This is a genomic window from Pseudomonas sp. ML2-2023-3 (assembly GCF_037055275.1).
Taxonomy (GTDB): domain Bacteria; phylum Pseudomonadota; class Gammaproteobacteria; order Pseudomonadales; family Pseudomonadaceae; genus Aquipseudomonas.
Window position 1 is genome coordinate 108,553 of record NZ_CP146343.1, and the last position, 25,716, is coordinate 134,268.

The 25,716-nt window shown below is 60.7% G+C and carries 23 protein-coding genes; 17 read left to right on the forward strand and 6 right to left on the reverse strand.

Annotated features, from left to right (window positions below; genetic code table 11):
* Positions 1–97: 97 nt before the first annotated feature.
* The 3 genes from V6P94_RS00455 to V6P94_RS00465 are packed head-to-tail and all read left to right on the forward strand — an operon-like array spanning position 98 to position 2,840.
* Positions 98–886 (forward strand): ABC transporter ATP-binding protein, encoded by a 789-nt coding sequence (locus tag V6P94_RS00455; RefSeq protein ID WP_338648857.1) that lies wholly within the window; start codon positions 98–100, stop codon positions 884–886.
* The gene (locus tag V6P94_RS00460) at positions 883–1,833 is read left to right on the forward strand and encodes an ABC transporter substrate-binding protein (protein WP_133078750.1); all 951 of its coding nucleotides are present in this window, start codon (positions 883–885) and stop codon (positions 1,831–1,833) included. Before V6P94_RS00455 ends, V6P94_RS00460 begins: the two co-directional genes overlap by 4 nt.
* Positions 1,830–2,840: an iron ABC transporter permease gene (locus V6P94_RS00465; RefSeq protein WP_133078749.1), complete on the forward strand. Its 1,011-nt coding sequence runs from the start codon at positions 1,830–1,832 to the stop codon at positions 2,838–2,840. The genes V6P94_RS00460 and V6P94_RS00465 overlap by 4 nt, the downstream gene beginning before the upstream one ends.
* On the opposite strand, the gene V6P94_RS00470 is transcribed toward V6P94_RS00465, so the two are convergent.
* Positions 2,837–6,313: a DUF4329 domain-containing protein gene (locus tag V6P94_RS00470; RefSeq protein ID WP_338648858.1), complete on the reverse strand. Its 3,477-nt coding sequence runs from the start codon at positions 6,311–6,313 to the stop codon at positions 2,837–2,839. The two genes, V6P94_RS00465 and V6P94_RS00470, sit on opposite strands and share 4 nt — an antisense overlap.
* A 286-nt stretch (positions 6,314–6,599) precedes the next feature.
* Between V6P94_RS00470 and urtA the strand changes: the two genes are divergently transcribed.
* The 12 genes from urtA (at position 6,600) to V6P94_RS00530 (ending at position 17,946) form a co-directional block, all read left to right on the forward strand.
* Positions 6,600–7,865, forward strand: a complete 1,266-nt coding sequence (gene urtA / locus V6P94_RS00475) for an urea ABC transporter substrate-binding protein (RefSeq protein WP_338648859.1) — start codon at positions 6,600–6,602, stop codon at positions 7,863–7,865.
* A gap of 149 nt (positions 7,866–8,014) precedes the next feature.
* Positions 8,015–9,517, forward strand: a complete 1,503-nt coding sequence (urtB, locus tag V6P94_RS00480) for an urea ABC transporter permease subunit UrtB (RefSeq protein WP_326427479.1) — start codon at positions 8,015–8,017, stop codon at positions 9,515–9,517.
* On the forward strand, positions 9,517–10,596 hold the full coding sequence (urtC, locus tag V6P94_RS00485) for an urea ABC transporter permease subunit UrtC (protein WP_326427480.1): 1,080 nt from the start codon (positions 9,517–9,519) through the stop codon (positions 10,594–10,596). Before urtB ends, urtC begins: the two co-directional genes overlap by 1 nt.
* On the forward strand, positions 10,593–11,438 hold the full coding sequence (urtD, locus tag V6P94_RS00490) for an urea ABC transporter ATP-binding protein UrtD (RefSeq protein ID WP_338648860.1): 846 nt from the start codon (positions 10,593–10,595) through the stop codon (positions 11,436–11,438). The genes urtC and urtD overlap by 4 nt, the downstream gene beginning before the upstream one ends.
* A gap of 140 nt (positions 11,439–11,578) precedes the next feature.
* The gene (gene urtE, locus V6P94_RS00495; RefSeq protein WP_133078744.1) at positions 11,579–12,277 is read left to right on the forward strand and encodes an urea ABC transporter ATP-binding subunit UrtE; all 699 of its coding nucleotides are present in this window, start codon (positions 11,579–11,581) and stop codon (positions 12,275–12,277) included.
* 32 nt (positions 12,278–12,309) lie between these two features.
* Entirely contained in the window at positions 12,310–13,149 is an 840-nt protein-coding gene (locus V6P94_RS00500) for an urease accessory protein UreD (RefSeq protein ID WP_338648861.1), read from the forward strand.
* 52 nt (positions 13,150–13,201) lie between these two features.
* Positions 13,202–13,504, forward strand: coding sequence for an urease subunit gamma (gene ureA / locus V6P94_RS00505; RefSeq protein WP_133078742.1), 303 nt, complete (start codon positions 13,202–13,204; stop codon positions 13,502–13,504).
* Between the two features lie 9 nt (positions 13,505–13,513).
* Positions 13,514–14,047, forward strand: a complete 534-nt coding sequence (locus tag V6P94_RS00510) for a GNAT family N-acetyltransferase (protein WP_219262785.1) — start codon at positions 13,514–13,516, stop codon at positions 14,045–14,047.
* A complete protein-coding gene (locus V6P94_RS00515) occupies positions 14,044–14,577 on the forward strand; it encodes a GNAT family N-acetyltransferase (RefSeq protein WP_133078740.1) in 534 nt (177 codons plus the stop codon). Before V6P94_RS00510 ends, V6P94_RS00515 begins: the two co-directional genes overlap by 4 nt.
* Positions 14,574–14,894, forward strand: a complete 321-nt coding sequence (locus V6P94_RS00520; RefSeq protein WP_133078739.1) for an urease subunit beta — start codon at positions 14,574–14,576, stop codon at positions 14,892–14,894. Before V6P94_RS00515 ends, V6P94_RS00520 begins: the two co-directional genes overlap by 4 nt.
* A 113-nt stretch (positions 14,895–15,007) precedes the next feature.
* Complete coding sequence (gene ureC / locus V6P94_RS00525; RefSeq protein WP_133078738.1) at positions 15,008–16,708, forward strand: urease subunit alpha; 1,701 nt, start codon at positions 15,008–15,010, stop codon at positions 16,706–16,708.
* Between the two features lie 104 nt (positions 16,709–16,812).
* Complete coding sequence (locus V6P94_RS00530; RefSeq protein WP_133078737.1) at positions 16,813–17,946, forward strand: ATP-binding protein; 1,134 nt, start codon at positions 16,813–16,815, stop codon at positions 17,944–17,946.
* A 110-nt stretch (positions 17,947–18,056) separates the two neighbouring features.
* Here V6P94_RS00530 and V6P94_RS00535 read toward each other — a convergent pair whose 3' ends face one another.
* Together V6P94_RS00535 and cbpA are read right to left on the reverse strand one after the other, a co-directional pair.
* Positions 18,057–18,362 (reverse strand): chaperone modulator CbpM, encoded by a 306-nt coding sequence (locus V6P94_RS00535; RefSeq protein ID WP_133078736.1) that lies wholly within the window; start codon positions 18,360–18,362, stop codon positions 18,057–18,059.
* A 2-nt stretch (positions 18,363–18,364) separates the two neighbouring features.
* Positions 18,365–19,276: a curved DNA-binding protein gene (gene cbpA, locus V6P94_RS00540; protein ID WP_133078735.1), complete on the reverse strand. Its 912-nt coding sequence runs from the start codon at positions 19,274–19,276 to the stop codon at positions 18,365–18,367.
* Between the two features lie 302 nt (positions 19,277–19,578).
* On the opposite strand from cbpA, the gene V6P94_RS00545 reads away from it, so the two are divergent.
* Complete coding sequence (locus V6P94_RS00545; protein WP_133078734.1) at positions 19,579–20,844, forward strand: Hsp70 family protein; 1,266 nt, start codon at positions 19,579–19,581, stop codon at positions 20,842–20,844.
* A gap of 48 nt (positions 20,845–20,892) precedes the next feature.
* Here the strand turns inward: V6P94_RS00545 and V6P94_RS00550 are convergent, their stop codons facing one another.
* The gene (locus V6P94_RS00550) at positions 20,893–21,903 is read right to left on the reverse strand and encodes an AI-2E family transporter (RefSeq protein WP_133078733.1); all 1,011 of its coding nucleotides are present in this window, start codon (positions 21,901–21,903) and stop codon (positions 20,893–20,895) included.
* A 187-nt stretch (positions 21,904–22,090) separates the two neighbouring features.
* On the reverse strand, positions 22,091–22,372 hold the full coding sequence (locus V6P94_RS00555; protein WP_133078732.1) for a PsiF family protein: 282 nt from the start codon (positions 22,370–22,372) through the stop codon (positions 22,091–22,093).
* A 160-nt stretch (positions 22,373–22,532) separates the two neighbouring features.
* Here V6P94_RS00555 and V6P94_RS00560 point away from each other — a divergent pair, with 160 nt between their 5' ends.
* Positions 22,533–23,408: a DMT family transporter gene (locus V6P94_RS00560; protein WP_338648863.1), complete on the forward strand. Its 876-nt coding sequence runs from the start codon at positions 22,533–22,535 to the stop codon at positions 23,406–23,408.
* A 117-nt stretch (positions 23,409–23,525) separates the two neighbouring features.
* Here the strand turns inward: V6P94_RS00560 and V6P94_RS00565 are convergent, their stop codons facing one another.
* Positions 23,526–25,592, reverse strand: coding sequence for an AsmA family protein (locus V6P94_RS00565; protein ID WP_338648864.1), 2,067 nt, complete (start codon positions 25,590–25,592; stop codon positions 23,526–23,528).
* Positions 25,593–25,716 lie beyond the last annotated feature (124 nt).

A 25,716-nucleotide genomic window follows, 5' to 3' on the forward strand; every position in this document is an offset into this window, starting at 1 on the left:
GACCTCAGGTTTTACGAGCGCTTCGCACTCGATCGCAGCCTCGTACCTCGTCAGCGACTACAGGGATCTTTCTCAATATTGGCCAACCCGGATTTTTATGACCCGCCTCACCCTCACCCAACTCGCCTGGACCCCTTTGGGCCACGGCCATTGTCATCACCAGTTCAAGCTGCGTGATGCCAACCTGCACGTCGCGGCAGGTGAGTTCGTGGGGTTGATCGGCCCGAACGGCAGCGGCAAGACCAGCCTGTTGCGCTGCGCTTATCGCTTCAGCAAACCCGAGTCGGGCGAGGTCCATCTGGGCCCGCACAACCTCTGGCAGCAATCGCCCCGCTGGTGCGCCCGGCGCATTGCGGTGGTGTTGCAGGAATTTCCCGATGCCTTTGGCCTGACCGTCGATGAAGTCGTCGCCATGGGCCGTACCCCGCACAAGGGCCTGTTCGACGGCGACACCGAAGCCGACCGTGAACTGGCCAAAAACGCTCTCCAGTCAGTCGGCCTCAACGGCTTTGAAGACCACGCCTTCGCCACCCTCTCGGGGGGTGAAAAACAGCGTGTGATCCTCGCCCGGGCCCTGACCCAGCAACCCGAACTGTTGATCCTCGACGAGCCGACCAATCACCTCGACCCGCGCTATCAGCTGGAGCTGCTGCAACTGGTCAAGCGCCTGAAGATCGGCACCATGGCCAGCATTCATGACCTCAACCTGGCCGCCGCGTTTTGCGACCGGCTGTACGTGATCAACCACGGCAAGATCATCGCCAGCGGCACCCCGCGCGAAGTGCTGACCGTCGAACTGTTGCGCGATGTCTTTGGCGTAGCGGCATTGATCGACGACCACCCGCTGTCCGGCTACCCGCGCATTACCTGGATAACCCAACCATGAAGCTGATCCGCCTCGCACTCGGCCTTTGCGCCGTATTGGGTGCCCAACTGGCCCAGGCCCAGACCACGCAGTACCCGCTGACGATCAAGAGCTGCAACCGCGACGTGACCTTTACCCAGGCCCCGAAGCACGCGGTCAGCCACGACATCAACATGACCCGGATGATGCTCGCCCTGGGCCTCAAGCCGCATATGGCCGGCTACAGCGGCATCAGTGGCTGGAAGGCGGTGACGCCCGAGATGAACGTGATCCTCGACGGCCTGCCGGAACTGGCCAGCAAATACCCGTCGGTGGAAACCCTGCTCAATGCCAACGTCGACTTCTTCTTCGCGGGCTGGGATTACGGCATGCGCGTAGGCGGCGACCTGACCCCGCAAACCCTGACTCCGCTGGGCATCAATGTGTATGAGCTGACCGAGTCCTGCGCTTTCGTGATGAAGCGCCCGCCTGCCAGCCTGCAAGACACCTACGACGACTTGCTCAACCTGGGCAGGATCTTCAACGTGCAAGACCGCGCCCATGAGGTGGTCGTGCACATGCAGCAAAAAATCGCCGAGGTGCAAGCCTCCTTGCCCGCCACAAAACCCCGGGTGTTTCTGTATGACAGCGGCGAAGACCGTGCCATGACCTCGGGCAAGCTGGGCATCCCCCACGCCCTGATCGAAGCGGCAGGCGGCAATGACATCCTCAGCGACATCGACGCCAGCTGGACCCGCATCAACTGGGAAACCGTGGTCGAGCGCAACCCCGAGGTGATCGTGATTGTCGACTACAGCGAAGTCACGGCCGAGCAGAAACAACGTTTCCTGGAAACCAACCCGGCCCTGCAATCGGTGGACGCCATCCGTAACAAGCGCTTTATCGTCATCCCTTATGTGCAAGCCACGCCGGGTATCGACAACGTGCTCGCCATCGAAACTCTGGCCAAAGGCTTTCACCCACAATGATGGCTCGTCGCTACGCCCTGTTGCTGATCGGCCTCGGCGCACTGCTGCTGGTGTCGTGCGTGGTGTCGCTGGGTTTTGGCCCGGCGCGGGTGCCGGTGGACGTGGTGTGGCACATTTTGCTGAACAAGCTGTTCGGCCTTGGCGACGTGAGCTGGAGCCCGGGCCAGGAGCACATCGTGTGGCTGATCCGGGTGCCGCGCATGCTCCTGGGAGCGCTGGTGGGCGCCGGGCTGGCATTGATCGGTGCCGTGCTGCAAGCGGTCACCCGCAACCCGCTGGCTGACCCGCACCTGCTCGGCGTCACCAGTGGCGCCACCCTGGGTGCTGTGATTGTGGTGCTGCATGTGGGCGAAATCGTCGGCCTGCTGACCCTGCCCATCGCCGCGTTTATCGGGGCCTTGTTGAGCATGCTGCTGGTACTGGCGATCGCCAGCCGTCATGGCCGCCTGGACAGTGACCGCCTGCTGTTATGCGGGGTCGCGGTGTCATTTGTGATGATGGCTGTGGCCAACACGCTGCTGTTTTTGGGCGACCATCGCGCCAGCTCCGCCGTGCTGTTCTGGATGCTCGGCGGGCTGGGCCTGGCGCGCTGGGAACTGCTGGCCATCCCCAGCGCCAGCGTGCTGCTGGGGCTGGTGTTGCTGCTGGGCATGGCCCGCCCGTTGAACGCCCTGATGGCTGGCGAGCAGACCGCCGTGACCCTGGGCCTGAATGCGCGCAACGTACGCTTGCGGGTGTTTTTGATCGCCTCGCTGATGACCGGCGTACTGGTGGCTATCAGCGGTTCGATCGGCTTTGTCGGCCTGATGATCCCGCACATTGCGCGGCGTTTGGTGGGCGCCGAACACCGGCGTTTATTGCCGGTGTCGGCGCTGCTGGGCAGCGTGTTTCTGGTGTGGGTCGATGTGGCGGCCCGCACCCTGATCGCTCCCGAGGACCTGCCCATCGGCGTGGCCACGGCAGCGATAGGCGGGCTGTTCTTTATTGGCTTGATGCGTAAACGCTAAAGCTCATCGCGCACCGGCCCCACTTTCAACTGCACCACCGGCATACCGGGGGTCGTGCCTTCATAGTCAAACGCCACAGGTTGCGTCGACACGGTAAGGCGGGTGTTGACCGCCCCGGCTCGCGGCCAGGTGCTGCTCGGTTCCAATACCCGCAGACCGCCTGAGTTGAGCACACGGGTCAGGGTATCGCTGGGCAGGGCCGGGGTTCGGGTCGGGCTGCTGTTTTCAATGAAGTAGCGCTCGTAGGTGACACTGGCGCCGCTCACATATTCACACAGCCGGTCATTGGCCTCTTTGTCACCGCGCCAGTACCTCAACAGCCCACCGTCATCGGTCGAGAGGTACAGAAAATCAACACTGACGTCGCTCAACTCCCGGTGAAGTGTTCGGGTGGCGTAGCAAATGTCGACCGGCCAAAACATGTTTTTCAGCAGATTGGTTTCAATCGCAGTGCCCGCCACCTGCCCGCTGACCTCACGGGCGAAATGCAGGGATTTGATGGCATAGCCACCGGGCAACACCGTTCTGGCAGCCGGCACGTTCGGCAGCGACAAGTGCGTACCCAGAATCATCTGCGCCACATTCACCGGCTCATCGTTTTCCATCAATTGCAGGGCCACGTAAGTGTCGTAATCGGGGTGACGCAACACGCCCCCCATCATATTGGCCACGCACGGATGCTTGAGGTGTTGATGCTCATACCGCGCCGCATCGTCGGGGTGACTGAACACGGGGCCCAAGGCAAAGAACCGGATGTTGCTGGCCGTCGCAGCGGGCAATTCCAGACCATAAGGTTGCCAGCCCGCGCTGACACGCCCCGCACGGGTCCAGACCGGGTTGGTTTTGATCACCTGTAAATCACCCGCCATCGCCACCTTGCGCACATAGTCCAGCGGCGTGAGCCGCAGGGCTGTCAGTTGATCAAGCGTGGCCTGACCGCCCTCCCTGAATACGCCGCTGGCCAACTGCACCTGCGATGACCTGTCGATATAGCGCAACAGCGCACCGTCGCTGCTGGACAGGTAAAGCACCGCAGCCGCAGGCACCAAACCAATTTGCGCCTTGATACTGTCACTGAGCGCCAGTGCCCGGGCGAAATCCACCGGCGACACAAATGCCTCGTAAATGCGCCTGGTGTCCAACCCTTCCACGCCTGCCGCCACCCTGGGGGCTGCCACATAGACGGCCTGGAGCTTGAAACCCGGCGGCAGTCGGTGCTGGTCGGTCACTGCATCCCGGGCAAACAATCGGTCCAGGGTAAATTCCCCGCCTTCCAGTGGCAGGGTCGCTACGTATTCGTCCCCGTGAAGACTGGCGAGTATCACCCCGTATTGAGACGTTTGCGCAAACGTCAGACCGTTGTGCACATAGCGCACGGCATCCTCCAATTGAGTAAATACCGGGCTGCAAGCCAGAGGCCGTAGCGCCTCTGTCGCAGCTGGCACGGCACCCGGCTTGAAGTCCGCCGCTACCTTGCCGGGCTGCCCCCACAACGCACTGCCCACCACAACCTGCAAATCCCCCGCCTGAGCGACCTGACGAACGTAGTCCACGGGTTTGATCGAGTTGGCCCGCAGGGTCATGTGCATCGCGTTGCGCCGAACATTTTCGGGATGCTCCACAGGCGGCGCGATCTGCGTGCGCAGCGCCCGTTCAAGGGGAGAGTCGCTGGGGGTGTATTTGAGCAAGGTGCCGTTGCGCGCCGAAAAATAGCGGATGCTGGCCCACTCACGATCCCGGATGGCCGCATTGAGCTCGTGGGGTTCAAGCATGTTGCGCCACACCTGTTCCTGCGAGGCTGAACGCCACAGCCACAACGGATGCACACGGTGGGTGTGATAAACCGCCACCACGGCACACCCGTGGGGGGTGAGGGCGATGAGTTCTGGTGGCAGCACGCAGGCGGGATCGAAGCTCTCGTTATGGCAGGCCAGGGGCTCAGTGGCGACAAAACGATTGTCCAGCCGCTGATAGATCAGGCCGCCGTAGACCTTGTCATCTCGCCCGGCAATCTGTTCGTGGGCGTAACGCGCGGCATCATCAGCCGAGATGAAAGACGGGCTCATGGCCCGCCGGTAAAAGCCATCATAGGGTTGCCAGGCGGGTGTCACCCGCCCCTCCCTGCTCCACAAGTCACTGGTGTGCAGCACGCTTAACTCGCCCACGCGGGAAAGCTCGCGAATAAACGCGCTGGTGAGCGTCACGCCGCTGAGCAGCTCCCGCGTAATCGCCAACCCTTCACCCTGGGTGAGCGGCGCCAGCAAGGTGTGCTCGGCCGGGGTCAACGTCGAGACGTATTTCAGGACAGCGCCATCGGTGGTGCAGATAAACAGCGGCACTGCGCGCGCGGCCGATGGCCCGGCCAATGCCTGGGCAGCCTTGACCCCATTGGCCAGGGCCTGGGGAAACAGGAAATTCTTGAATACCGAAGGCTCTTGCACAGGCACCAGGCTCGGATCGCGGTAAAAACCGTCGCGGCAATACAAGCCTGCCACCTCGTAATAAGGGGGTATGAGACCCGGAGTGGAGGCCGTCGAGGGGAAAATCTTCGACAGCGAGAAATCCAGCTCCCCCGAAACCGGTTCCGAAGCGACAAACACGGGCTGGCCTTTGTGTTCGAGGATGATCCCGTACACGCTGTCACTGGTTTGATTGACCCGCGCCCGCATCTCTTTGACGGCCTGCTCGATGCTCTCACTGATAGGCCCAAACGCGGGCTGCTGCACGATCACCGGGGCAATATCCAGAGACTCTGACGGTGTGAACACCTTGAAGTCCCCCCGCAACAGCCCCGGCTTTGCGCCCCATATTTCAGTGGACTGAATCACCCGTAACGTCCCGACCCTGGCTGCCGCCTGGATGTATTGGGCGATGGTGGGAAATGTCAGTTTCCCCTCGCTGGTATCGAGGGCAATTCGTTCTGTGAGCGCTTCTTCCAGAGGCGATCCGCTGGCGATGTATTTGAGCAGCGAGCCATTGACCCCCGACAAATAATGGGCGACAGCAAAATAGGCATTGAGCCGATTGAGCACCATGTCCGCAGTAGAAAAGCTGTTGATGGCGGTTTGAATGTCCTGGGGTGGCCATGATTTTAAAACACCTTGCAGCTTGTCGTAGTTCGCCGGGTGCGAATGGTACAAGGCCACGCAGGTATAACCGGGGGGGGTGATAAACATACCTTTGGCATCGGTTGAAATGACCAATGTCGGATCAAACGAGCTTTGTCTTCCTCTTACCGGGCGCGTTGCGAAATAGCGTCCCTGGGTGTCTTGAAGGATAGCGCCACCGTACTCGACGGTGCGGTAGTCCGCGATCAGTTGGTGGGCAAAGCGGGCGGCATCATCGGCATTGATAAAGGCCGGGCTTAGCGTCGGCAATACGGTTTGCACATTGGGATGTGCGTTGCGCTTTTCACGGTTCTCGGTGTAGTCCATAGCAATGGCATCCTTGATCAAAGAAGGGAGATCGGCCAAGGCCAGATCTCCTTTCATCATCAAGAGCGGTGGGCTGAGCGGGCGGTAAATAGTTAAGTTGCCCTGCGAAACCGCCCCCTCCTGGGGCGAACGGCCCCAGGCAGGCGATTTATGCCTGCCTGGCACCAAGGCAGCGCACTCAAGCCCCCAACTGGTGCGCCATGACGCCCGATTTTCGCGCAAAGCCCCGTTGCAGAGCCTTATTTCAACTCCGGCACAGCCCTTGCTAAGACCTTCTCAGTGTTCAGATCAATCCTCTAAAAATCAGATACCTGGAGATCGCACCATGAAGCGTCGCAGCTTGATCAAGGCTTTCACCCTGACCGCCTCCATCGCGGCAATGGGCCTGACCTGGACGGTGCAAGCCGCCGAGACCATCAAGGTGGGGATTTTGCATTCCCTGTCCGGAACCATGGCGATCTCCGAAACCTCGCTCAAAGACATGGCGCTGATGACCATTGACGAGATCAATGCCAAGGGCGGCGTCAACGGCAAGATGCTCGAAGCGGTGGTGGTGGACCCGGCCTCCAACTGGCCTCTGTTTGCCGAAAAGGGCCGCCAGTTGCTGACCCAGGACAAAGTGGCCGTGGTATTCGGTTGCTGGACGTCGGTGTCGCGCAAATCGGTATTGCCGGTGTTTGAAGAACTCAACGGCCTGCTGTTTTACCCGGTGCAATACGAAGGCGAAGAGATGTCGCCCAACGTGTTCTACACCGGTGCAGCCCCTAACCAGCAGGCCATTCCGGCCGTTGAATACCTGATGAGCGAAGACGGCGGCAGTGCCAAGCGCTTTGTGTTGCTGGGCACCGACTACGTGTACCCGCGCACCACCAACAAGATCCTGCGCGCGTTCCTGCACTCCAAAGGCGTGGCCGACAAGGACATCGAAGAGGTCTACACCCCGTTTGGCCACAGCGATTACCAGACCATTGTGTCCAACATCAAAAAGTTCTCGGCAGGCGGCAAAACGGCGGTGATCTCCACGGTCAACGGCGACTCCAACGTACCGTTCTATAAAGAGCTGGCCAACCAGGGCCTGAAAGCCACCGACGTTCCGGTGATCGCGTTCTCGGTGGGTGAAGAGGAACTGCGCGGCATCGACACCAAACCGCTGGTGGGCAACCTGGCCGCCTGGAACTACTTCCAGTCGGTAGAGAACCCGGCCAACGATAAGTTCGTCGCCGACTGGAAAGCCTACGCCAAGAAACACAACCTGCCGGGCGCCGACAAAGCCGTGACCAACGACCCGATGGAAGCCACCTACGTGGGCATTCACATGTGGGCCCAGGCCGCCGAAAAAGCCAAGTCCACCGACGTGGATAAAGTGCGCGAAGCCCTGGCCGGCCAGACGTTTGCCGCGCCGTCGGGCTACACCCTGACGATGGACAAGACCAACCACCACCTGCACAAGCCGGTGATGATCGGCGAGATCCAGCCTGACGGTCAGTTCAGCGTGGTGTGGCAGACCGAAGGCCCGATCCGCGCCCAGCCGTGGAGCCCTTACATCTCGGGCAACGACAAAAAGCCGGATTACGCGGTGAAGGGTAACTGAGGCCAGCCTCATCGTTGTGCTTTTGTGGGAGCGGGCTTGCTCGCGATGCAATCAACACGGTTTCACTGAAAGACCGCGTTGCCTGAATCGCGAGCAAGCCCGCTCCCACAGGTGTGTTGAATTGCTTCTATCTGTGCAAGGCCATAACTATGCCCACTGCCCTTTACCGCGTTATCGTCGCGCTACTGCTGTTGCTGCCCCTGGCCGCACAGGCCGATGACGCCAGCGACTTCGCCGCTGCCAACAATTCACAGCAGGCCCAACTGCTCGAACGCTGGGCCGCGCACCCCGTCCCTGCCCGCGTCGAACTGATCAACAGCCTGCAACAAGGTCAGCTCACGGTAGACGGCCAGTCCAAAACCCTGCGCCTGAACAACCGTCTGCGCGGGCTGATCGACACGGCATTGGCCAGCCATCAGTTGCTTGCCAGCGATCCCAAGCTGCGCCTGAGTGCGGCGCAACACCTGCAAAAATCCGCAAGCCCTGCACAACTCTCATTCCTCGACCGGCAACTGGCTGGCGAAACCGACAGCGATGTACACACCGCCCTGAGCCTGGCGCTGGCCAATCTGCAACTGGTCGACCCCGACCCTGCCGTGCGTCTGGCCGCCGTGCGCCTGCTCGGAGAAACCGGCGAACCGCTGGCCCGCACCCGTCTTGAAACCCTGCTGCAACCTGGCGTCGAAACCGATGCCACGGTACACACCGCAGCCGAAACCAGCCTGTCCCAGGTCAAGCGCAAACTGCTGATCGGCGACCTGCTGGGGCAGGCGTTCAGTGGTTTGTCCCTGGGGTCGATTCTGCTGCTGGCGGCACTCGGGCTGGCCATTACCTTCGGCCTGCTGGGCGTGATCAATATGGCCCACGGCGAGATGCTGATGCTCGGCGCCTATTCCACGTACTGCGTGCAGTTGCTGTTCCAGCGCTTTGCTCCTGGCGCCATCGAGTTCTACCCCTTGCTGGCATTGCCGGTCGCATTCTTTGTCACCGCTGCCGTGGGCATGGTGCTGGAGCGCACGATCATTCGTCACCTCTACGGCCGTCCACTGGAAACCCTGCTCGCCACCTGGGGCATCAGCCTGATCCTGATCCAGCTGGTACGCGTCATGTTCGGTGCACAAAACGTTGAAGTGGCCAACCCGGCATGGCTGTCGGGCGGGCTGCAAGTGCTGCCCAACCTTGTACTGCCGTACAACCGCCTGGTGATCATCGTCTTCGCATTGGCCGTGGTGGTACTGACCTGGCTGCTGCTGAACAAGACCCGCCTGGGCCTCAATGTTCGCGCCGTCACCCAGAACCGCAACATGGCCGCCTGCTGCGGCGTACCCACCGGGCGTGTGGACATGCTCGCCTTCGGCCTCGGCTCGGGGATTGCCGGGCTCGGCGGCGTAGCCTTGAGCCAGGTCGGCAACGTCGGCCCGGACCTGGGCCAGGGCTACATCATCGATTCGTTCCTGGTGGTGGTGCTGGGCGGTGTCGGGCAACTGGCAGGCACTGTTTACGCGGCCTTTGGCCTGGGCATCGCCAACAAGATTCTTGAACCGCAGATCGGCGCCGTACTCGGCAAAATCCTGATCCTGGGGCTGATCATTCTGTTTATCCAGAAGCGTCCGCAAGGGCTCTTCGCGCTAAAAGGACGGGTGATCGACTGATGAATCAGCCTCTGATGGTCACTGCGGCACAAAAAGCCGGGCCCACCGTTACAACCCTGGTGGGTGGCCTGGTCCTGCTGGTATTGCTGGCCTTGCCGCTGCTCTCCCTGTTGCCTGCCGACAGCCCGTTTCAGGTCTCGGCCTACACCCTCACGCTGGTGGGCAAGATCCTCTGCTACGCCATTGTCGCGCTGGCGCTGGATCTGGTCTGGGGCTACGCCGGGCTGCTGTCCCTGGGGCACGGCCTGTTCTTCGCCCTGGGTGGCTACGCGATGGGCATGTACCTGATGCGCCAGGCCTCGGGCGATGAATTGCCCGCCTTCATGACCTTTTTGTCGTGGACTGAGCTGCCCTGGTACTGGGTCGGCACCGAACACTTCTGGTGGGCCATGTGCCTGGTCGTACTGGCTCCCGGCTTGCTGGCACTGGTGTTCGGCTTTTTCGCCTTCCGCTCGCGAATCAAGGGCGTGTATTTCTCGATCATGACCCAGGCCCTGACCTTCGCCGGGATGCTGCTGTTTTTCCGCAACGAAACCGGGTTTGGCGGCAACAACGGCTTCACCAACTTTCGCAGCATCCTGGGCTTTGGCATCACCGAACCCGGCACCCGTGCCGCGCTGTTCTTCGCCACGGTGCTGTTGCTGGTGGTCAGTCTGTTTCTCGGCTGGCGGCTGGCGCGCAGCAAGTTTGGCCGCGTACTGACCGCGCTGCGCGATGCGGAAAACCGCCTGATGTTCTGCGGCTACGACCCCCGTGGCTTCAAGCTGTTTGTGTGGGTGTTGAGCGCTGTGCTGTGCGGCCTGGCCGGTGCCTTGTATGTGCCGCAAGTCGGCATCATCAACCCCGGCGAAATGTCGCCGACCAACTCCATCGAAGCCGCCGTGTGGGTAGCCCTGGGTGGACGCGGCACCCTGATCGGCCCGCTGCTGGGTGCAGGCGTGGTCAACGGCATGAAAAGCTGGTTCACCGTGGCCTTCCCCGAATACTGGCTGTTCTTCCTGGGGGCGCTGTTCATCATCGTGACCCTGTACCTGCCCAAAGGCGTGATCGGCCTGTTGAAGAAAAAGGCCGACCAATGAGGAATGTCATGTTCGAACCTATCCTCGACCCCAACAAAGACGCGGGCAGCAGCCGTGACGCCATCAGCTTTGGCCAGCGCGTTGAACCGGGCCTGAACACCCGCCACGGCACCATCCTGACCCTGGAAGACATCAGCGTCAGCTTCGATGGCTTCAAAGCGCTGAACAACCTCAACCTGTACATCGGCGTTGGCGAATTGCGCTGCATCATCGGCCCCAATGGCGCGGGCAAGACCACCATGATGGACGTGATCACCGGCAAGACCCGGCCCAGCGAAGGGCAGGCCTGGTTCGGCGAAACCCTGGACCTGCGCCAGATGAGTGAAGTGCAGATTGCCCAGGCCGGGATCGGGCGCAAGTTCCAGAAGCCCACGGTGTTCGAAGCCTTGAGCGTGTTTGAAAACCTGGAGCTGGCGCAAAAGACCGACAAGTCGGTGTGGGCCAGCCTGCGGGCAACGCTGAGCGGCGAGCAAAAGGACCGCATCGGCGAAGTGCTGCACACCATCCGCCTGAGCGGCTCGGCCCATCGACCTGCCGGGTTGTTGTCCCACGGCCAGAAGCAGTTTCTGGAAATCGGCATGCTGTTGATGCAAGACCCGCAACTGTTGCTGCTCGACGAACCGGTGGCGGGCATGACCGACGCCGAAACCGAGTTCACCGCCGAACTGTTCAAGAGCCTGGCGGGCAAGCATTCGCTGATGGTGGTGGAACACGACATGGGGTTTGTCGGCTCGATTGCCGACCATGTGACCGTGCTGCACCAAGGCAGCGTGTTGGCCGAGGGCTCGCTGGAACAGGTTCAGGCGAATGAGCGGGTCATCGAGGTGTATCTGGGCCGCTGAATGATTACCTGTAGTCGCTGCCGAAGGCTGCGATAAGGCCCGAAGGGGCTTCAACCATTTCAAGAGCGCGACCGCTACGCGCTCGATCGCAGCCTCCGGCAGCGGCTACAGAAGCGGCGCAGTTCAAAAAGGAAATCAACATGCTAAACGTCCAGAAACTGCATCAGTACTACGGCGGCAGCCACATCCTGCGCGGTCTGTCGTTTGAAGTGAAAGTCGGCGAGGTCACTTGCCTGCTGGGCCGCAATGGCGTGGGCAAAACCACATTGCTCAAATGCCTGATGGGCTTGCTGCCGGTCAAGGAAGGCGATGTGCAGTGGGAAGGTAAAACCATCACCACGCTCAAACCCCACCAGCGGGTCCACTCCGGTATCGCTTACGTGCCCCAGGGCCGGGAGATTTTCGGGCGCCTGACGGTGGAGGAAAACCTGCTCATGGGCCTCTCGCGTTTCCCCGGTTCCGAGGCCAGGGAAGTTCCGGCGTTTATCTACGAGCTGTTCCCGGTATTGCTGCAAATGAAGCATCGACGCGGCGGCGATTTGTCCGGTGGCCAGCAGCAACAATTGGCCATTGGCCGCGCGCTGGCCAGCCGTCCGCGCTTGCTGATCCTCGATGAGCCGACTGAAGGCATCCAGCCTTCGGTGATCAAGGAGATCGGGGCCGTGATCAAAATGCTCGCCGCACGGGGGGATATGGCGATTTTGCTGGTGGAGCAGTTTTATGATTTTGCCGAGGAACTGGCTGACCAGTATCTGGTGATGTCACGGGGCGAAATCGTGCAGCAAGGCCGTGGCGAAAATATGCAAACAGAAGGTGTACGCGGGCTGGTAACGATTTAATCTGCGTCTCTATTTAGTGAAAAGTCCTACATATGAACCTGCCTGCCAACGCTCCATTGTTCACCCCCAGCTGGCACGCCGAGCTGGAGCTGGGCTATGGCCGTTTTGGCGACAGCACGCGCCCTACCCTGCGTCGTCATGTCGGCCCGTTGCGGGTGCAAAAGCACCTGTACGCCGAAGGGCCGCAGGTTTGCCAGCACATCATCGTCCATCCACCGGGCGGGATTGCCGGTGGCGATCAACTCAACATCAGTGCCAGCGTCGGCCCGGATGCCTGGGCACAACTGACCAGCCCCGGTGCGGCCAAATGGTATCGCGCTGCCGGGCCAGCCTGTCAGAACCTGACATTGAAGGTCGCACCCGGCGCGACTCTGGAATGGCTGCCACAAGAAACCATCGTCTTCAGCGCGGCCCAGGCCGAACTCGCGACCCGTATCGAACTTGAGGGCGATGCCCGGTTGTTTTACTGGGACATGGTGGCGCTGGGTCGACTGGCCAGTGGCGAGCGTTTCGAGCACGGGCACTTCCAGTCGCGGCTGGATCTGCGCCGCGACGGCCAACTGCTCTGGCATGAGCGCCAGCGCATTGTGGGCGGCGACGGGCTGCTGGATTCGCCCATTGGCCTGGACGGCAACCCGGTGTTTGCCACGTTGCTGGTGACGGGCGAGATCAGCGCCCAATTACTGGAAACCTGTCGCTCGCTGCCCAATCCGGTGCGCGGCGACTTGACCCAGTTACCGGGTTTGCTGGTAGCCCGCTGCCTGGCGGGTGAAGCCTTGCAGGCACGGGCCTGGCTGATTGATTTATGGCGTCTGTTGCGTCCGGCGCTGCTGGGGCGAGAAGCGCTGGCCCCCAGGATCTGGAGTACTTGAGCCGCCCGCTCCCACACTCAACATTTTTAAACTGCCGAACACGGACCCGATCATGGACCTGACCCCTCGCGAAAAAGACAAGATGCTGATCTTCACCGCCGGCCTGCTGGCGGAACGTCGACTGGCCCGCGGCGTGATGCTCAATTACCCGGAAACCATCGCCTATATCTCGGCCGCCCTGCTCGAAGGCGCCCGCGATGGCCGCACCGTGGCCGAACTGATGCACTACGGCACCACCCTGCTGACCCGCGATCAGGTGATGGAAGGCATCCCGGAAATGATCCCCGACATCCAGGTCGAGGCCACCTTCCCGGACGGCACAAAACTGGTCACTGTCCATCAACCCATCGCCTGAGGCCGCGCCATGTCTTACGTCATTCGTGATGCTGTCGCGGCAGACCTGCCGGCGATTCGCGAGATCTACAACGATGCGGTGCTCAACACGCTCGCCATCTGGAATGAGCAGACGGTCGATCTGGACAACCGCCAGCAATGGTTCAACGCTCGCCAGGCCCAGGGCTATCCGGTTCTGGTGATTGTCGACGACGCCAACATCGCCCTGGGCTATGCCTCGTTTGGCGACTGGCGTCCGTTTGAAGGGTTCCGCCACACGGTGGAGCATTCGGTGTATGTCCATCCCGAGCAACGGGGCAAACGCCTGGGCCCGCAATTGCTGGCCGAATTGATCAAACGTGCCCGGGCCTGCGACAAGCACGTCATGGTGGCGGCCATCGAAAGCGCCAATGCGGCTTCGATCCACGTGCACAAACAACTGGGTTTTGTCACCAGCGGGCGCATGCCGCAGGTGGGGATAAAGTTCGGCCGCTGGCTCGACCTGACGTTTATGCAACTGATGCTCAACCCCGGCGCACTGCCCCCCAAGGAACCCGCACAATGAAGACCGAACAACTGGTGCGCGTCACGGCGCAGAATTTTGCCCACTACCGCGAAGACTTGATTGTGCTGCTGCTCGACGCCGTCAAACACGGCGCATCGGTGGGGTTCATGAACGACCTCGACCTGCCCCAGGCCAGCCGCTACTTCAATGAAGTTCACGCCCAACTGGAGCAAGGCAATCTGCTGTTGTGGGTACTGGTTGAAGACCAGCGCGTGCTGGCCAGCGTGCAACTGATCCTGTGCCAAAAGGCCAACGGCCTGAACCGCGCCGAAGTCCAAAAGTTGCTGGTGCTCAACGAAGTGCGGCGCCGCGGGCTGGGCCAGGTGCTGATCCACGCGCTGGAACAAGGTGCACGGGAACTCAAGCGTGGCTTGCTGCACCTGGACACCGAAGCGGGCTCACCGGCCGAAAACTTCTACAGTGCCCTGGGTTACACCCGCGTCGGCGAACTGCCCAACTACTGCCAAAGCCCCAGCGGCCATTACAGCCCGACGGCCATCTACTTCAAAACCTTGAGTGAGCCGCAATGATTCCGGGCCAATACCACATCGAGGCGGGCGAGATCGAACTGAACGTGGGCCGGCGCACCCTGAGCCTGAGCGTGTCAAACCGTGGAGACCGGCCGATCCAGGTGGGCTCGCACTATCACTTTTTCGAAACCAACGACGCCCTGATCTTTGACCGGGGTGACAGCCGCGGCATGCGCCTGAACATCCCGGCGGGCACGGCGGTGCGATTCGAGCCGGGGCAAACCCGTGAAGTGGAACTGGTGGAACTGGCCGGGTTGCGCCGGGTGTTCGGCTTTGCCGGGCGGGTGATGGGCAATCTGGACAACGCCACGCTGTAGTCGCTGCCGCAGGCTGCGAAGGGTTGCACCGCAACCCGTTTCCCCTACCCCTTACACATCTGCTCGCAGCCTTCGGCAGCGACTACAAAGTGAATCACACACAGGAACCGACCATGAAAATATCCCGTCAGGCCTACGCCGACATGTTCGGCCCCACCGTAGGTGACAAGGTTCGTTTGGCCGATACCGAGCTGTGGGTCGAGGTCGAGCAGGACTTCACCACCTACGGAGAAGAAGTGAAGTTTGGCGGCGGCAAAGTGATTCGCGACGGTATGGGCCAAAGCCAGTTGCTCGCCAGCGAGGTGGTCGACACCCTGATCACCAACGCACTGATCATCGATCACTGGGGCATCGTCAAGGCCGATGTGGGCCTCAAGAACGGTCGCATCCACGCCATCGGCAAAGCCGGCAACCCGGATATCCAGCCCAATGTGACCATTGCCATCGGCGCCAGCACCGAAGTGATCGCGGGCGAAGGCATGATCCTCACCGCAGGCGGTATCGACACCCATATCCACTTCATCTGCCCGCAGCAGATCGAAGAAGCGCTCAACAGCGGCGTCACCACCATGATCGGCGGCGGCACCGGCCCGGCCACCGGCACCAATGCCACCACCTGCACCCCAGGCCCCTGGCATATGGCGCGCATGCTCCAGGCCGCCGATTCGTTCCCGATGAACATGGGCTTTACCGGCAAGGGCAACGCCAGCCTGCCGCAACCGCTGATCGAACAGGTCGAGGCCGGGGCCATCGGCCTCAAGCTGCACGAAGACTGGGGCACCACCCCCGCGTCCATCGACAACTGCCTGAATGTCGCCGACCTGTATGACGTGCAAGTGGCGATTCACAGCGACACCCTGAACGAGTCGGGCTTTGTCGAAACCACCCTCGCCGCCTTCAAGGGCCGCACCATCCACACCTATCACACCGAAGGGGCCGGTGGAGGCCATGCGCCGGACATCATCAAGGCCTGCGGCCTGGTCAATGTGCTGCCCAGCTCCACCAACCCGACCCGGCCTTTTACCCGCAACACCATCGACGAACACCTCGACATGTTGATGGTGTGCCATCACCTCGACCCGAGCATCGCCGAGGACGTGGCCTTCGCCGAAAGCCGTATCCGCCGTGAAACCATTGCCGCCGAAGACATCCTCCATGACCTGGGCGCGTTCTCGATGATCAGCTCCGACAGCCAGGCCATGGGCCGGGTGGGCGAAGTGATCACCCGCACCTGGCAGACCGCCGACAAAATGAAGAAGCAGCGCGGCCCATTGCCCGAAGATGCCGTGGGCAACGATAACTTCCGCGCCAAACGCTACATCGCCAAGTACACCATCAACCCGGCCATCACCCACGGCGTGAGCCATGAAGTGGGGTCGATCGAGGTGGGCAAGTGGGCCGATCTGGTGCTGTGGCGCCCGGCGTTTTTTGGGGTCAAGCCCACGCTGATCCTCAAGGGTGGCGCCATTGCCGCAAGCCTGATGGGTGATCCCAACGCCTCCATCCCCACCCCGCAACCCGTGCATTACCGCCCGATGTTCGCCAGCTACGGTGGCTCGCGCCATGCCACCTGCCTGACCTTTATCAGCCAGGCCGCTTTCGACGCAGGCGTACCCGCAGCGCTGGGTTTGCAAAAGCAAATCGCGGTGGTCAAGGGCTGCCGTGATGTGCAAAAAACCGACCTGATTCACAACGGTTATTTGCCCAGGATCGAAGTCGACCCCCAGACCTATCAGGTCAAGGCCGACGGTGTGTTGCTGTGGTGTGAACCGGCTGATGTGTTGCCGATGGCACAGCGCTACTTTCTGTTCTGATGCCCTGCGTTTGCAGGGGATTGGCGGTTGTATTGAAAAGCTGCTTTTGGCGTTAAGATGCGTCACCTTTCAATACAGCCGCTCTTGCAGCAAGGTTTGTGGCCATGCGCCTATCTGAATTCATCGTTCACAATGTTGATCGTATCGTCGATGAATGGGAGCAATTTGCCGAAACCATCACACCGGCTGCCGACTCCATGACCAGCCTGGCGTTGCGCGACCATGCCAAGGAGATCCTGCTGGCCGCATCCCGGGACATGAACACTGCACAAACGGCCAGCGAGCAGCAGGCCAAGGCCGAGGGCGAAGGCCCCGAGACCAGCCCCGCCCTGGATGAAGCCGCCGCCAGCCATGGCGAACTGCGCCATACCGTGGGGTTTGATCTGGTACAGATGACCTCGGAGTTCCGCCATTTGCGCGCCTGCGTGATCCGCCTGTGGGTCGCCAGCATCGACGCCCCGGCCCTCTCGCACATGCAGGACATGATCCGTTTCAACGAGGCCATCGATCAGGCCCTGGCCGAGTCAACGGCGGCCTACGCCGAACAGGTAAACCGCTCGCGGGATATCTTCCTCGCCATCCTCGGCCATGACCTGCGCGCACCGCTGCAGGCGGTGAGCATGTCCACTGAAATGCTGGAACGCAAAGCCCGGCTCGACGCCGATGCGTTGAATTATGTGCTGGCCATCAAGAATGGTGCCCGCCATATGGGGACGATGGTCAATGACCTGCTGGAGTTTGTGCGCAGCCGCCTGGGCAGCAACCTGCCGATTGAACCCAAGGCCATGGATTTGGCCGTCGCCTGCCAGGCAGCGCTGGACGAAGCCTGTGCCGGGCAACCCGACCGCGCCCCGAGGCTGCAGGTTGAAGGCGATGTGCAAGGCCATTGGGATCCGCGCAGGCTGGGGCAGCTGCTTCAGAACCTGATCGGCAATGCGCTGCAGCACGGTGCCCGCAAAGGCCAGGTGACGTTGAGCCTGAGCGGGGACGCGAGCGACGTGACCTTGCGCGTCCACAACCTTGGCCTGCCCATTGCCCAGGACGCCATTGCCACCCTGTTCGACCCGCTGGTACGCAGCCCGAGCGAAGACATCACCCAGCCGGGCACGTCGACCAGCCTGGGGCTTGGCCTGTTTATCATCAAGGAAGTGGTGGACGCCCATAAGGGCAGCATCGACGTGACCTCGACCGAAGCCGAGGGCACGACGTTTACCGTGGTGTTGCCTAGAAACGCCTGAGCCATCTGTGGGAGCGGGCTTGCTCGCGATGGCATCACCGCGATGTGCCGTCAGACCGCGTCGTCTGCATCGCAGGCAAGCCAGCGCCCACAAAGCCTGTGGGCATGCTTCTATTGCGTCACAAAGCGCCCCAACTGCTGCTTGAGCCGCTGGTTTTCGGCCCGCAACTGCTGCACTTCTTCGAGCAGGTCCAGCGCCAGGGCGACGCCTTCCCACTCTATGTGCAGATCATCACGCAGCTTGGCCGCACGCCTGGCGATGACCAATTCGTAGTCTTCAAAACGCCACACGTCAGGCGTGCGGCCCTGAGGTTCGATAATTCCGTGTTCGACAATCTCTATCACGTAAGTGGCCGGGATATTGGCCTCTTCGCAGAACCTTTCCATGTCCAGCTGAACGATCAGGGTGCTGCTCATGATCAGTTACTCCATTGTTCTCTCGGGTCAAATGCAGCTTTGTCGGCGAGTTCTTGCCACAGTGCTTTGGTGGCCTCGTCGGTCTGTTTGGGCATGACCACTTTCAATTGGGCATACAAATCACCGCGCTGGCCTTTCTTGTCCGCCAGGCCGTGGCCCTTGATGCGCAAGCGCTGACCGCTCTGGCTGTCAGGGCGAATGGTCATCATCACCTTGCTGGTCAGGGTCGGTATCGCCACCTTGGTGCCCAGCGCAGCTTCCCACGGGGCCAATGGCACCGTGATGACCAGGTCGTGGCCTTCGACATCGAATTTAGGGTGCGGCGCAAAACGGATGATCAGGTACAGATCACCGTTTGCTCCGCCGCCCATGCCCGGCGCGCCCTGCCCTTTAAGGCGGATGCGTTCGCCGTCGGTCACACCGGCAGGAATTTTCACGCTCAGGGTCTTGCTGGTATCGCCGATCTGGAAGCTGATCTGCTTCGACTCACCAGACAGGGTTTCTTCAAGAAAAATCGGCAATTCCATTTCTACATCCTGCCCGCGACGGCCCGCACTGCGGCCCGATTGCCCACCAAATCCATTACCGCGCGAACCGAAGATCGAGCTGAAAAAGTCTGAAAAATCGCCGTTGTTCTCGAAACCACCACTGGAATGACCCTGCCAGCCCGGCGGCCCCTGGAAGGGCTGGCCATGCTGGCCGTACTGACGAATCTCATCGTATTCCGCGCGTTTTTCGGCACTTTTCAGTGCTTCATACGCTTCGTTGACGTCCTTGAACTTGCTCTCGGCGTCCTTTTCCTTGCTGACATCCGGGTGATATTTGCGCGCCAGCTTGCGATAGGCGGTCTTGATCGCCTTGTCGTCAGCCGTGGGCTCGACACCCAGGATCTTGTAATAGTCTTTGAAGTCCATGTAAGGATCACCATCCGTTATCAATATCGCGCCGTTCCAGGTCACCCAGAATGCTCTGGCTGACCGGCCTGTCGATTGACCGGTCTCAATCATGTGACGGAACGCCGCTGCAAAAGTTTATCGGCAGCCTACGGGCTTCACTCAATCGCCTGACAACTACCAAGCCAATGTCTGGAAGTTTGGGGGTGAAGGATAGTCTTTCAAGTGGATTAAAACCTACGAATTAGCGAATCGTCGCCCTTCGATTCTTCAGCGGTCTGACATACACTGCGCGGCCGTTTTTTAACCGGAACATGAAAGACATGAAAAGCGCCTCTCCAGCACGTGCCTGCGGTATCGACTTCGGCACGTCCAACTCCACCGTCGGCTGGCTTCGCCCAGGCGTGGAAACCCTCATCGCGCTGGAGGACGACAAGATCACCCTGCCCTCAGTGGTGTTCTTCAATATTGAAGAACGCCGCCCGGTGTATGGCCGTCTGGCGCTGCATGAGTACCTGGAAGGCTACGAAGGCCGCCTGATGCGCTCGCTCAAGAGCCTGCTGGGCTCCAAGCTGATCAAGCACGACACCAGCGTTCTGGGCACGGCGATGCCGTTCAAGGACTTGCTGGGGCTGTTTATCGCTCAGCTTAAAAAACGCGCCGAAGCGACCGCCGGTCGAGAATTTGAAGAAGTGGTGCTGGGACGCCCGGTTTTTTTCGTCGATGACGATCCCCTGGCCGACCAGGAAGCCGAAAACACCCTGACCGACGTGGCCCGTGCCATCGGGTTCAAGGAAGTGTCCTTCCAGTACGAACCGATCGCGGCGGCATTCGACTATGAGTCCACTATCGAACGCGAAGAGCTGGTACTGATCGTCGACATCGGTGGCGGTACCTCCGACTTCTCCCTGGTGCGTCTGTCGCCCGAGCGTCGTGGCATGGACAACCGCCAGGACGATATCCTCGCCACCGGCGGTGTGCACGTGGGCGGGACCGACTTCGACAAACAACTGAGCCTGCAAGGCGTGATGCCGCTGTTCGGCTACGGCAGCCGCATGAAAAGCGGGGCCTACATGCCCACCAGCCACCACATGAACCTGGCGACCTGGCACACCATCAACTCGGTGTACTCGCAAAAATCCCAGTTGGCCCTGGGCAGCATGCGCTACGACATTGAGGACACCGGTGGCATCGACCGTCTGTTCAAGCTGATCGAGCAGCGTGCCGGTCACTGGCTGGCGATGGAAATCGAAGAAACCAAGATCCAGTTGACCCACAACGACAGCCGTCACTTGCCGCTGGATCGGGTTGAAGCGGGGCTGAGCGTGGACTTGAGCCGCGGGATGTTCGAAGCCGCCATCGACAATCAGCTGGAGCGCATCCGCAACAGCGTGACCAACCTGCTCACCAGTGCAGGCGTGGGTGTCGAGCAGGTGGATACAGTGTTCTTCACCGGGGGTTCGAGCGGCATTCCGGCATTGCGCCAGAGCGTAGCAGCCATGCTGCCCAATGCCCGACACGTTGAAGGCAACATCTTCGGCAGCATCGGCAGCGGTTTGGCGATTGAAGCTAAAAAGCGTTACGGCTAATACCCTCACCCCAACCCTCTCCCACCGGGAGAGGGTCAGGGTGAGCTGTTAAACCAGCCCCACCTGCTTCAACTCACTCTTCAGGTACGCATAGTAAATCGGCCCGGCTACCACACCCGGCAGGCCGAAGGCGGCCTCGAATACCAGCATCGCCAGCAGCAATTCCCACGATTTGGCGCTGATCTGCCCGCCCACAATTCTGGCGTTGAGAAAGTACTCCAGCTTGTGGATAACGATCAGGTAGCCCAACGCACCCACCGCCACCCAGATCGACAGCGACAAGCCGACTATGGTGATCAGCGTGTTGGAGATCAGGTTGCCGATCACCGGCAGCAAGCCCAGCAGGAAAGTCAGCACGATCAGGGTTTTGGTCAGCGGCAAGTGAACGCCAAGCAGCGGCAGGATCACGGCCAGAAAGACTCCGGTAAACGCGGTGTTGAGCAGCGCAATCTTGATCTGCGCGAACACAATATTGCGAAACGCCTGTACCAGCAGGTGCAGACGCTCGAACAGCGCGGCAGACAGCGGCTTGCGACGGCTGATATCGGGAATGGTCTGCAAGGCCATGATGGCCCCCAGCACCATGCCGATCAGCAGGGTCACGAACATGTGTGCCGCGTCTTTGCCCACCAGTTGCAGATCGCTGAGGTGCTTGTTCATCCACTGCCCGATGGCAATCCGAAACTCGGCAGCGCTGGCAGGCAGGTAACTGTCCAGAAACGGCGGCAATTGACCCCGAGCCCGGTCAACCACGGCCATGAATTTGTTGAGTGATGCCCCAGGGTTTTCGGCTTCATGCAGCAAAAAGCTGATGGCTCCGGCAAAAATCAGCGCCAGCACACTGACAATCAGCGTGCCCAGCAACGCCACTGCCAGCCACCGCGCACGACGCCCGGCAATCAGGCGCTGCAGTTGGGGGGTGAGCATGTTGACCAGTTCGAACACCAACAACCCTGCCAGCAGGCTGGGCAACAAACGCAACGGAAAGACCAGTAGCAAGCCGCCAGCAATGATGATGTAGCTGGCCAACACGATGTGACGCTGAGAAAACGATGGCATACAGCCTCAAAACTGACAGCGTGAAAGGAAAGGCAGTCTGCCAGCCTTCGGCGGGGAGCACTAGAATTTACACACCCCTTGTAGCCGCTGAGGAGCGGAGCGAGGCTGCGACCGGCGACGTAGTCGTCGTAAATGCAGTCCTCGATCGCAGCCTCGCTCCGCTCCTCAGCGGCTACACAGGCAGGCTTTATTTTTTCTTCAGGCAATCACTCATGAAGGCTTTGCGCGCATCGCCCTTGAGGTCCTGGGTACCGGCGGTGGCGTTGCAGGTTTTCATTTTGTCTTGCTGCGTGGCCGGTTTGGCTTTGAGGCAGGTGCTCATAAAGGCTTTGCGCTCATCACCCTTGAGGGCTTTGGCACTGGCGTCAGCGTTACAGGTGGTCATTTTGTTCTGCTGGGCAGTGGCCGCAAAACCCTGGGAGCACAGCAGCAGACCGATCAGCAGCAGAGGAACACGCAACATCTTCATGGAGTTTTCTCCTTGTTGACGCGCCAAGTGGCAGCGCAATTCACTGAAGTGTAGACAAACTCTGTTACATCGTTATCCGTTGCACCCTCTGGCGCTCAAACATCGCGACTTGCTGGCTGACAGTGGATAATCGCCGCTTATTAATCGTGTGGTTGTCCTGATGCAATACGCTTACCCGCTACTGGCCATTTTTATCTGGGCCGGCAATACCGTGATTAACAAGTTGGCAGTGGGCGCAATCTTCCCCTCCGAAATCGGCTTTTACCGCTGGCTGCTGGCCGGCCTGCTGTTCACGCCCTTTATGCTCAAACCGGTCATGGCCAACTGGCCTGTCATCCGTGCGAACCTGGGCAAGATCTTCGTCCTCGGCGTGCTTGGCATGGCGATTTACCAAAGCCTGGCCTACTACGCGGCAGCCCGGACCTCAGCCACCAATATGGGCATTATCCTGTCGCTGATGCCATTGATGGTGCTTGCGATGTCGATCATCAGCCTGGGCCAGCGCCTGACGGCCGGAGCATTGGTGGGCGCCATTGTCTCGTTTGTCGGGGTACTGGTGGTGGTGTCGAGCGGCAGTCTCGCGGCCTTGCTCGATCATGGCCTGAACCTGGGCGACGCGATGATGCTGGTCGCCACCCTGGCCTACGCGATTTACAGCACGCTGCTGAAAAAATGGCAGCTGCGCCTGCCGCCACTGCAGATGCTGTACATGCAGGTGCTCGTGGCGATTGTGGTGCTGTTCCCGCTGTACCTGGCCTCCCCCAAGGTCGGCCCGTCCGTTCACAACATGGGACTGGTGCTCTACGCCTGTGTGCTGGCGTCGATGATCGCGCCCTTGGCCTGGATGAAAGCCGTCGCCACCCTGGGCCCGAGTCGCACCACGCTGTTTTTCAATCTGTTGCCGTTGATTACGGCACTGATTGCTGCCGTGGTGTTGAAAGAGCAATTGCATGCCTACCACCTGATTGGCGGCGCACTGACCCTGGGCGGTGTGATTCTGTCGGAACGGTGGACTACGCCACTTCGCAAAGCCTGATCGCTCTGTCTCAACCTGTGGCCGCTGCCGCAGGCTGCGATGGGCAGCGCAGCGGCCCTCTTTGGCATTCAAGGCAAAGGCCTTGCGGTGGCAGCGGCTAGATCCGTTCAGCAGGGCTTATTTCACCGTTTTCGGCACTTTGCCCTGCTGCATTTGCTGCAGCAGTGGCGCGCACTGGTTGGGTTCGCCGCCACTTGGCGCAACCAATGCCAGCAACCCTGCCGCCGGGCCTGCAATCACGCCCAGCGCCACCATGCCGGCACCGCGCAACAGCAACGGTACGGCTTGCACGCCCGCCGAGGGGTTGGCGAAGGTACCGCGCACATACAGCGGTGAACGCAGCGAAAACAAGCGCAGGCCCTTGGACTCAGGGGTGATTTTCAAGTCGAGCTGCTCGGTGGCGAAGTTGACCGTACCGTCGATGTAGATAATCGCGTTCTCGGTATCGAACACAAACAGCCGGGAGCTGGCCAGACCGCTCTTGATCCCGAAGCCCGCTGCCGCGCAGTTGATTTTGACGTCTTCGTCGCCAAAAATCTTGCCCACCACGTAGTTGCCCACGTTCAAGCCAGCTATCTCCATCAGGCTGCGACTGATGGCGCCATCATTGATGATCATTTTCAAATCACCATTGGCAGTACCCAACAACTTGGCCACCGAGTTGCCGGTCCCGGCAATCGTGGCATCGCCATTGAGTTCACCGAAGCTGGTCTTCATCGGTTCAAACGTGGGAAACAGCTGCTTGAGCTTGAAGTTGCGCGCCGTCAATTTGGCGCTGCCTTTCAACGGCGTCGCACGACCATTGAGGCGGATCTGCGCATCCAGCTTGCCGCCCGCCACGCCAAAGCGCAGCGGCTCAAGGCTCAGCTCGCCGTCATTGAGTACCAGATGGGTGAACAGGTCGGTAAACGGCAACTCGGCGCTCTGCACGATGCGCTTGCCGGTGAGTTCAACGTCGGCGTCCATGTCGCGCCAGCGCTCGGTGCGAAATTCTTCGACCGGCAGCACTTTACCCGCTGGCTGCTTGCTTTCACCGCCCCGGGCCTTTTGCTGGGTGTTGGAGTCGGCGCCGATCAAAGGAGCCAGGTCAGCCATCAGCAGTTGGTTGGACACCAGCTTGCCAGACAGCTTCGGCCGCGGCTGGCTGGCCACGTATTTCAGGTCGCCGTGAATATCACTGCTACCGATTTTGCCGTTGAAGTTTTCATAGCTGAAGGTGGCTCCACCGGGGTCACGCAATTGGGCGATCAAATGCCCGTCGGTCGAGTACGGCGGTGAATCCGGCAAGGTCACGCCGGTCAACGGATAGAGGTTGCTCAGGCTGGTACCGGCCAGCTTCAGGCGCAGGTTCAGCGCTCCCAGATTCAGCGGATCGGTCAAGGTCCCGGCCAGCGCTACCTGTGTATCGGCAATGCTGACCTGGGCTTGCAGCGGGAAAGGCCTGGTCGCGTCCTGCAAGGCCAGCAGGCCGCCAATCTTGCCCGTACCGTTGAGTTTCTGGTCGTGGTACTGGCCTTTGACCTTGAGGGCGAAGGCATAGTCTTGCGCCTGGCCACCTTTCTCCAGGGCCTTTTTCGCGTCCGCTTCGCCGACGATTTCCCTGAAGGGGACAGGTTTGCCCAGTGGATCGATCAGCACATCCAGTCGGGCTTTGAGGGTTTGGTCATTTAACGTCACGTGGCCCTTGTCGAAGCCGATGGCGCCTATATCAACGGTCCACGCTGACGGCTCGGCGTTCGGGTCCTTGGGGTCGAACGTGAAGTTCCAGTTCGCCCGGCCATCGGCCAGACGCTCAAGGTTGGCGCTGGGCTCGGTCAGGTTGATGCGCGGGATATCCACCGTTTGGGTCAGCAGTGCCAGCGGCGACAGGCGCAGCTCGACTTTCTTGAGGCTGGCCATTTGCGCCGTTTTCGACCATTCAGGATTGCCAAGGGTCAGGTCTTGGGCAATCACATGGGGCCAGGGCACCCAGGCGCGCCACCCGCCCTCGTCCTCTTCACGCTGCCAGCGCACGGCCAGATCACCGTTGATGGCAAACGGGCGATGAAGGATTTCGGACACTTTGGTGTTGAGGGTCGGCTTGATGCGGTTCCAGTCGAAGGTAGCGAGAATCACCACCAGCACGGCCACCAACAGCACGAGAATACCGCCTGTCCAGGCAAGGGTTTTACGGGTGCGCGTCATGTCGCGGCTCCTTGAATTCGACTCAACGTCCCAGTTACGACGCCTCTGAATGTACGACTGGCAAAGACGTCTGAAGGTTTAACCCCGGTACGACTTTCGTGTAAAAAACCTCGGAAGCCTCAGG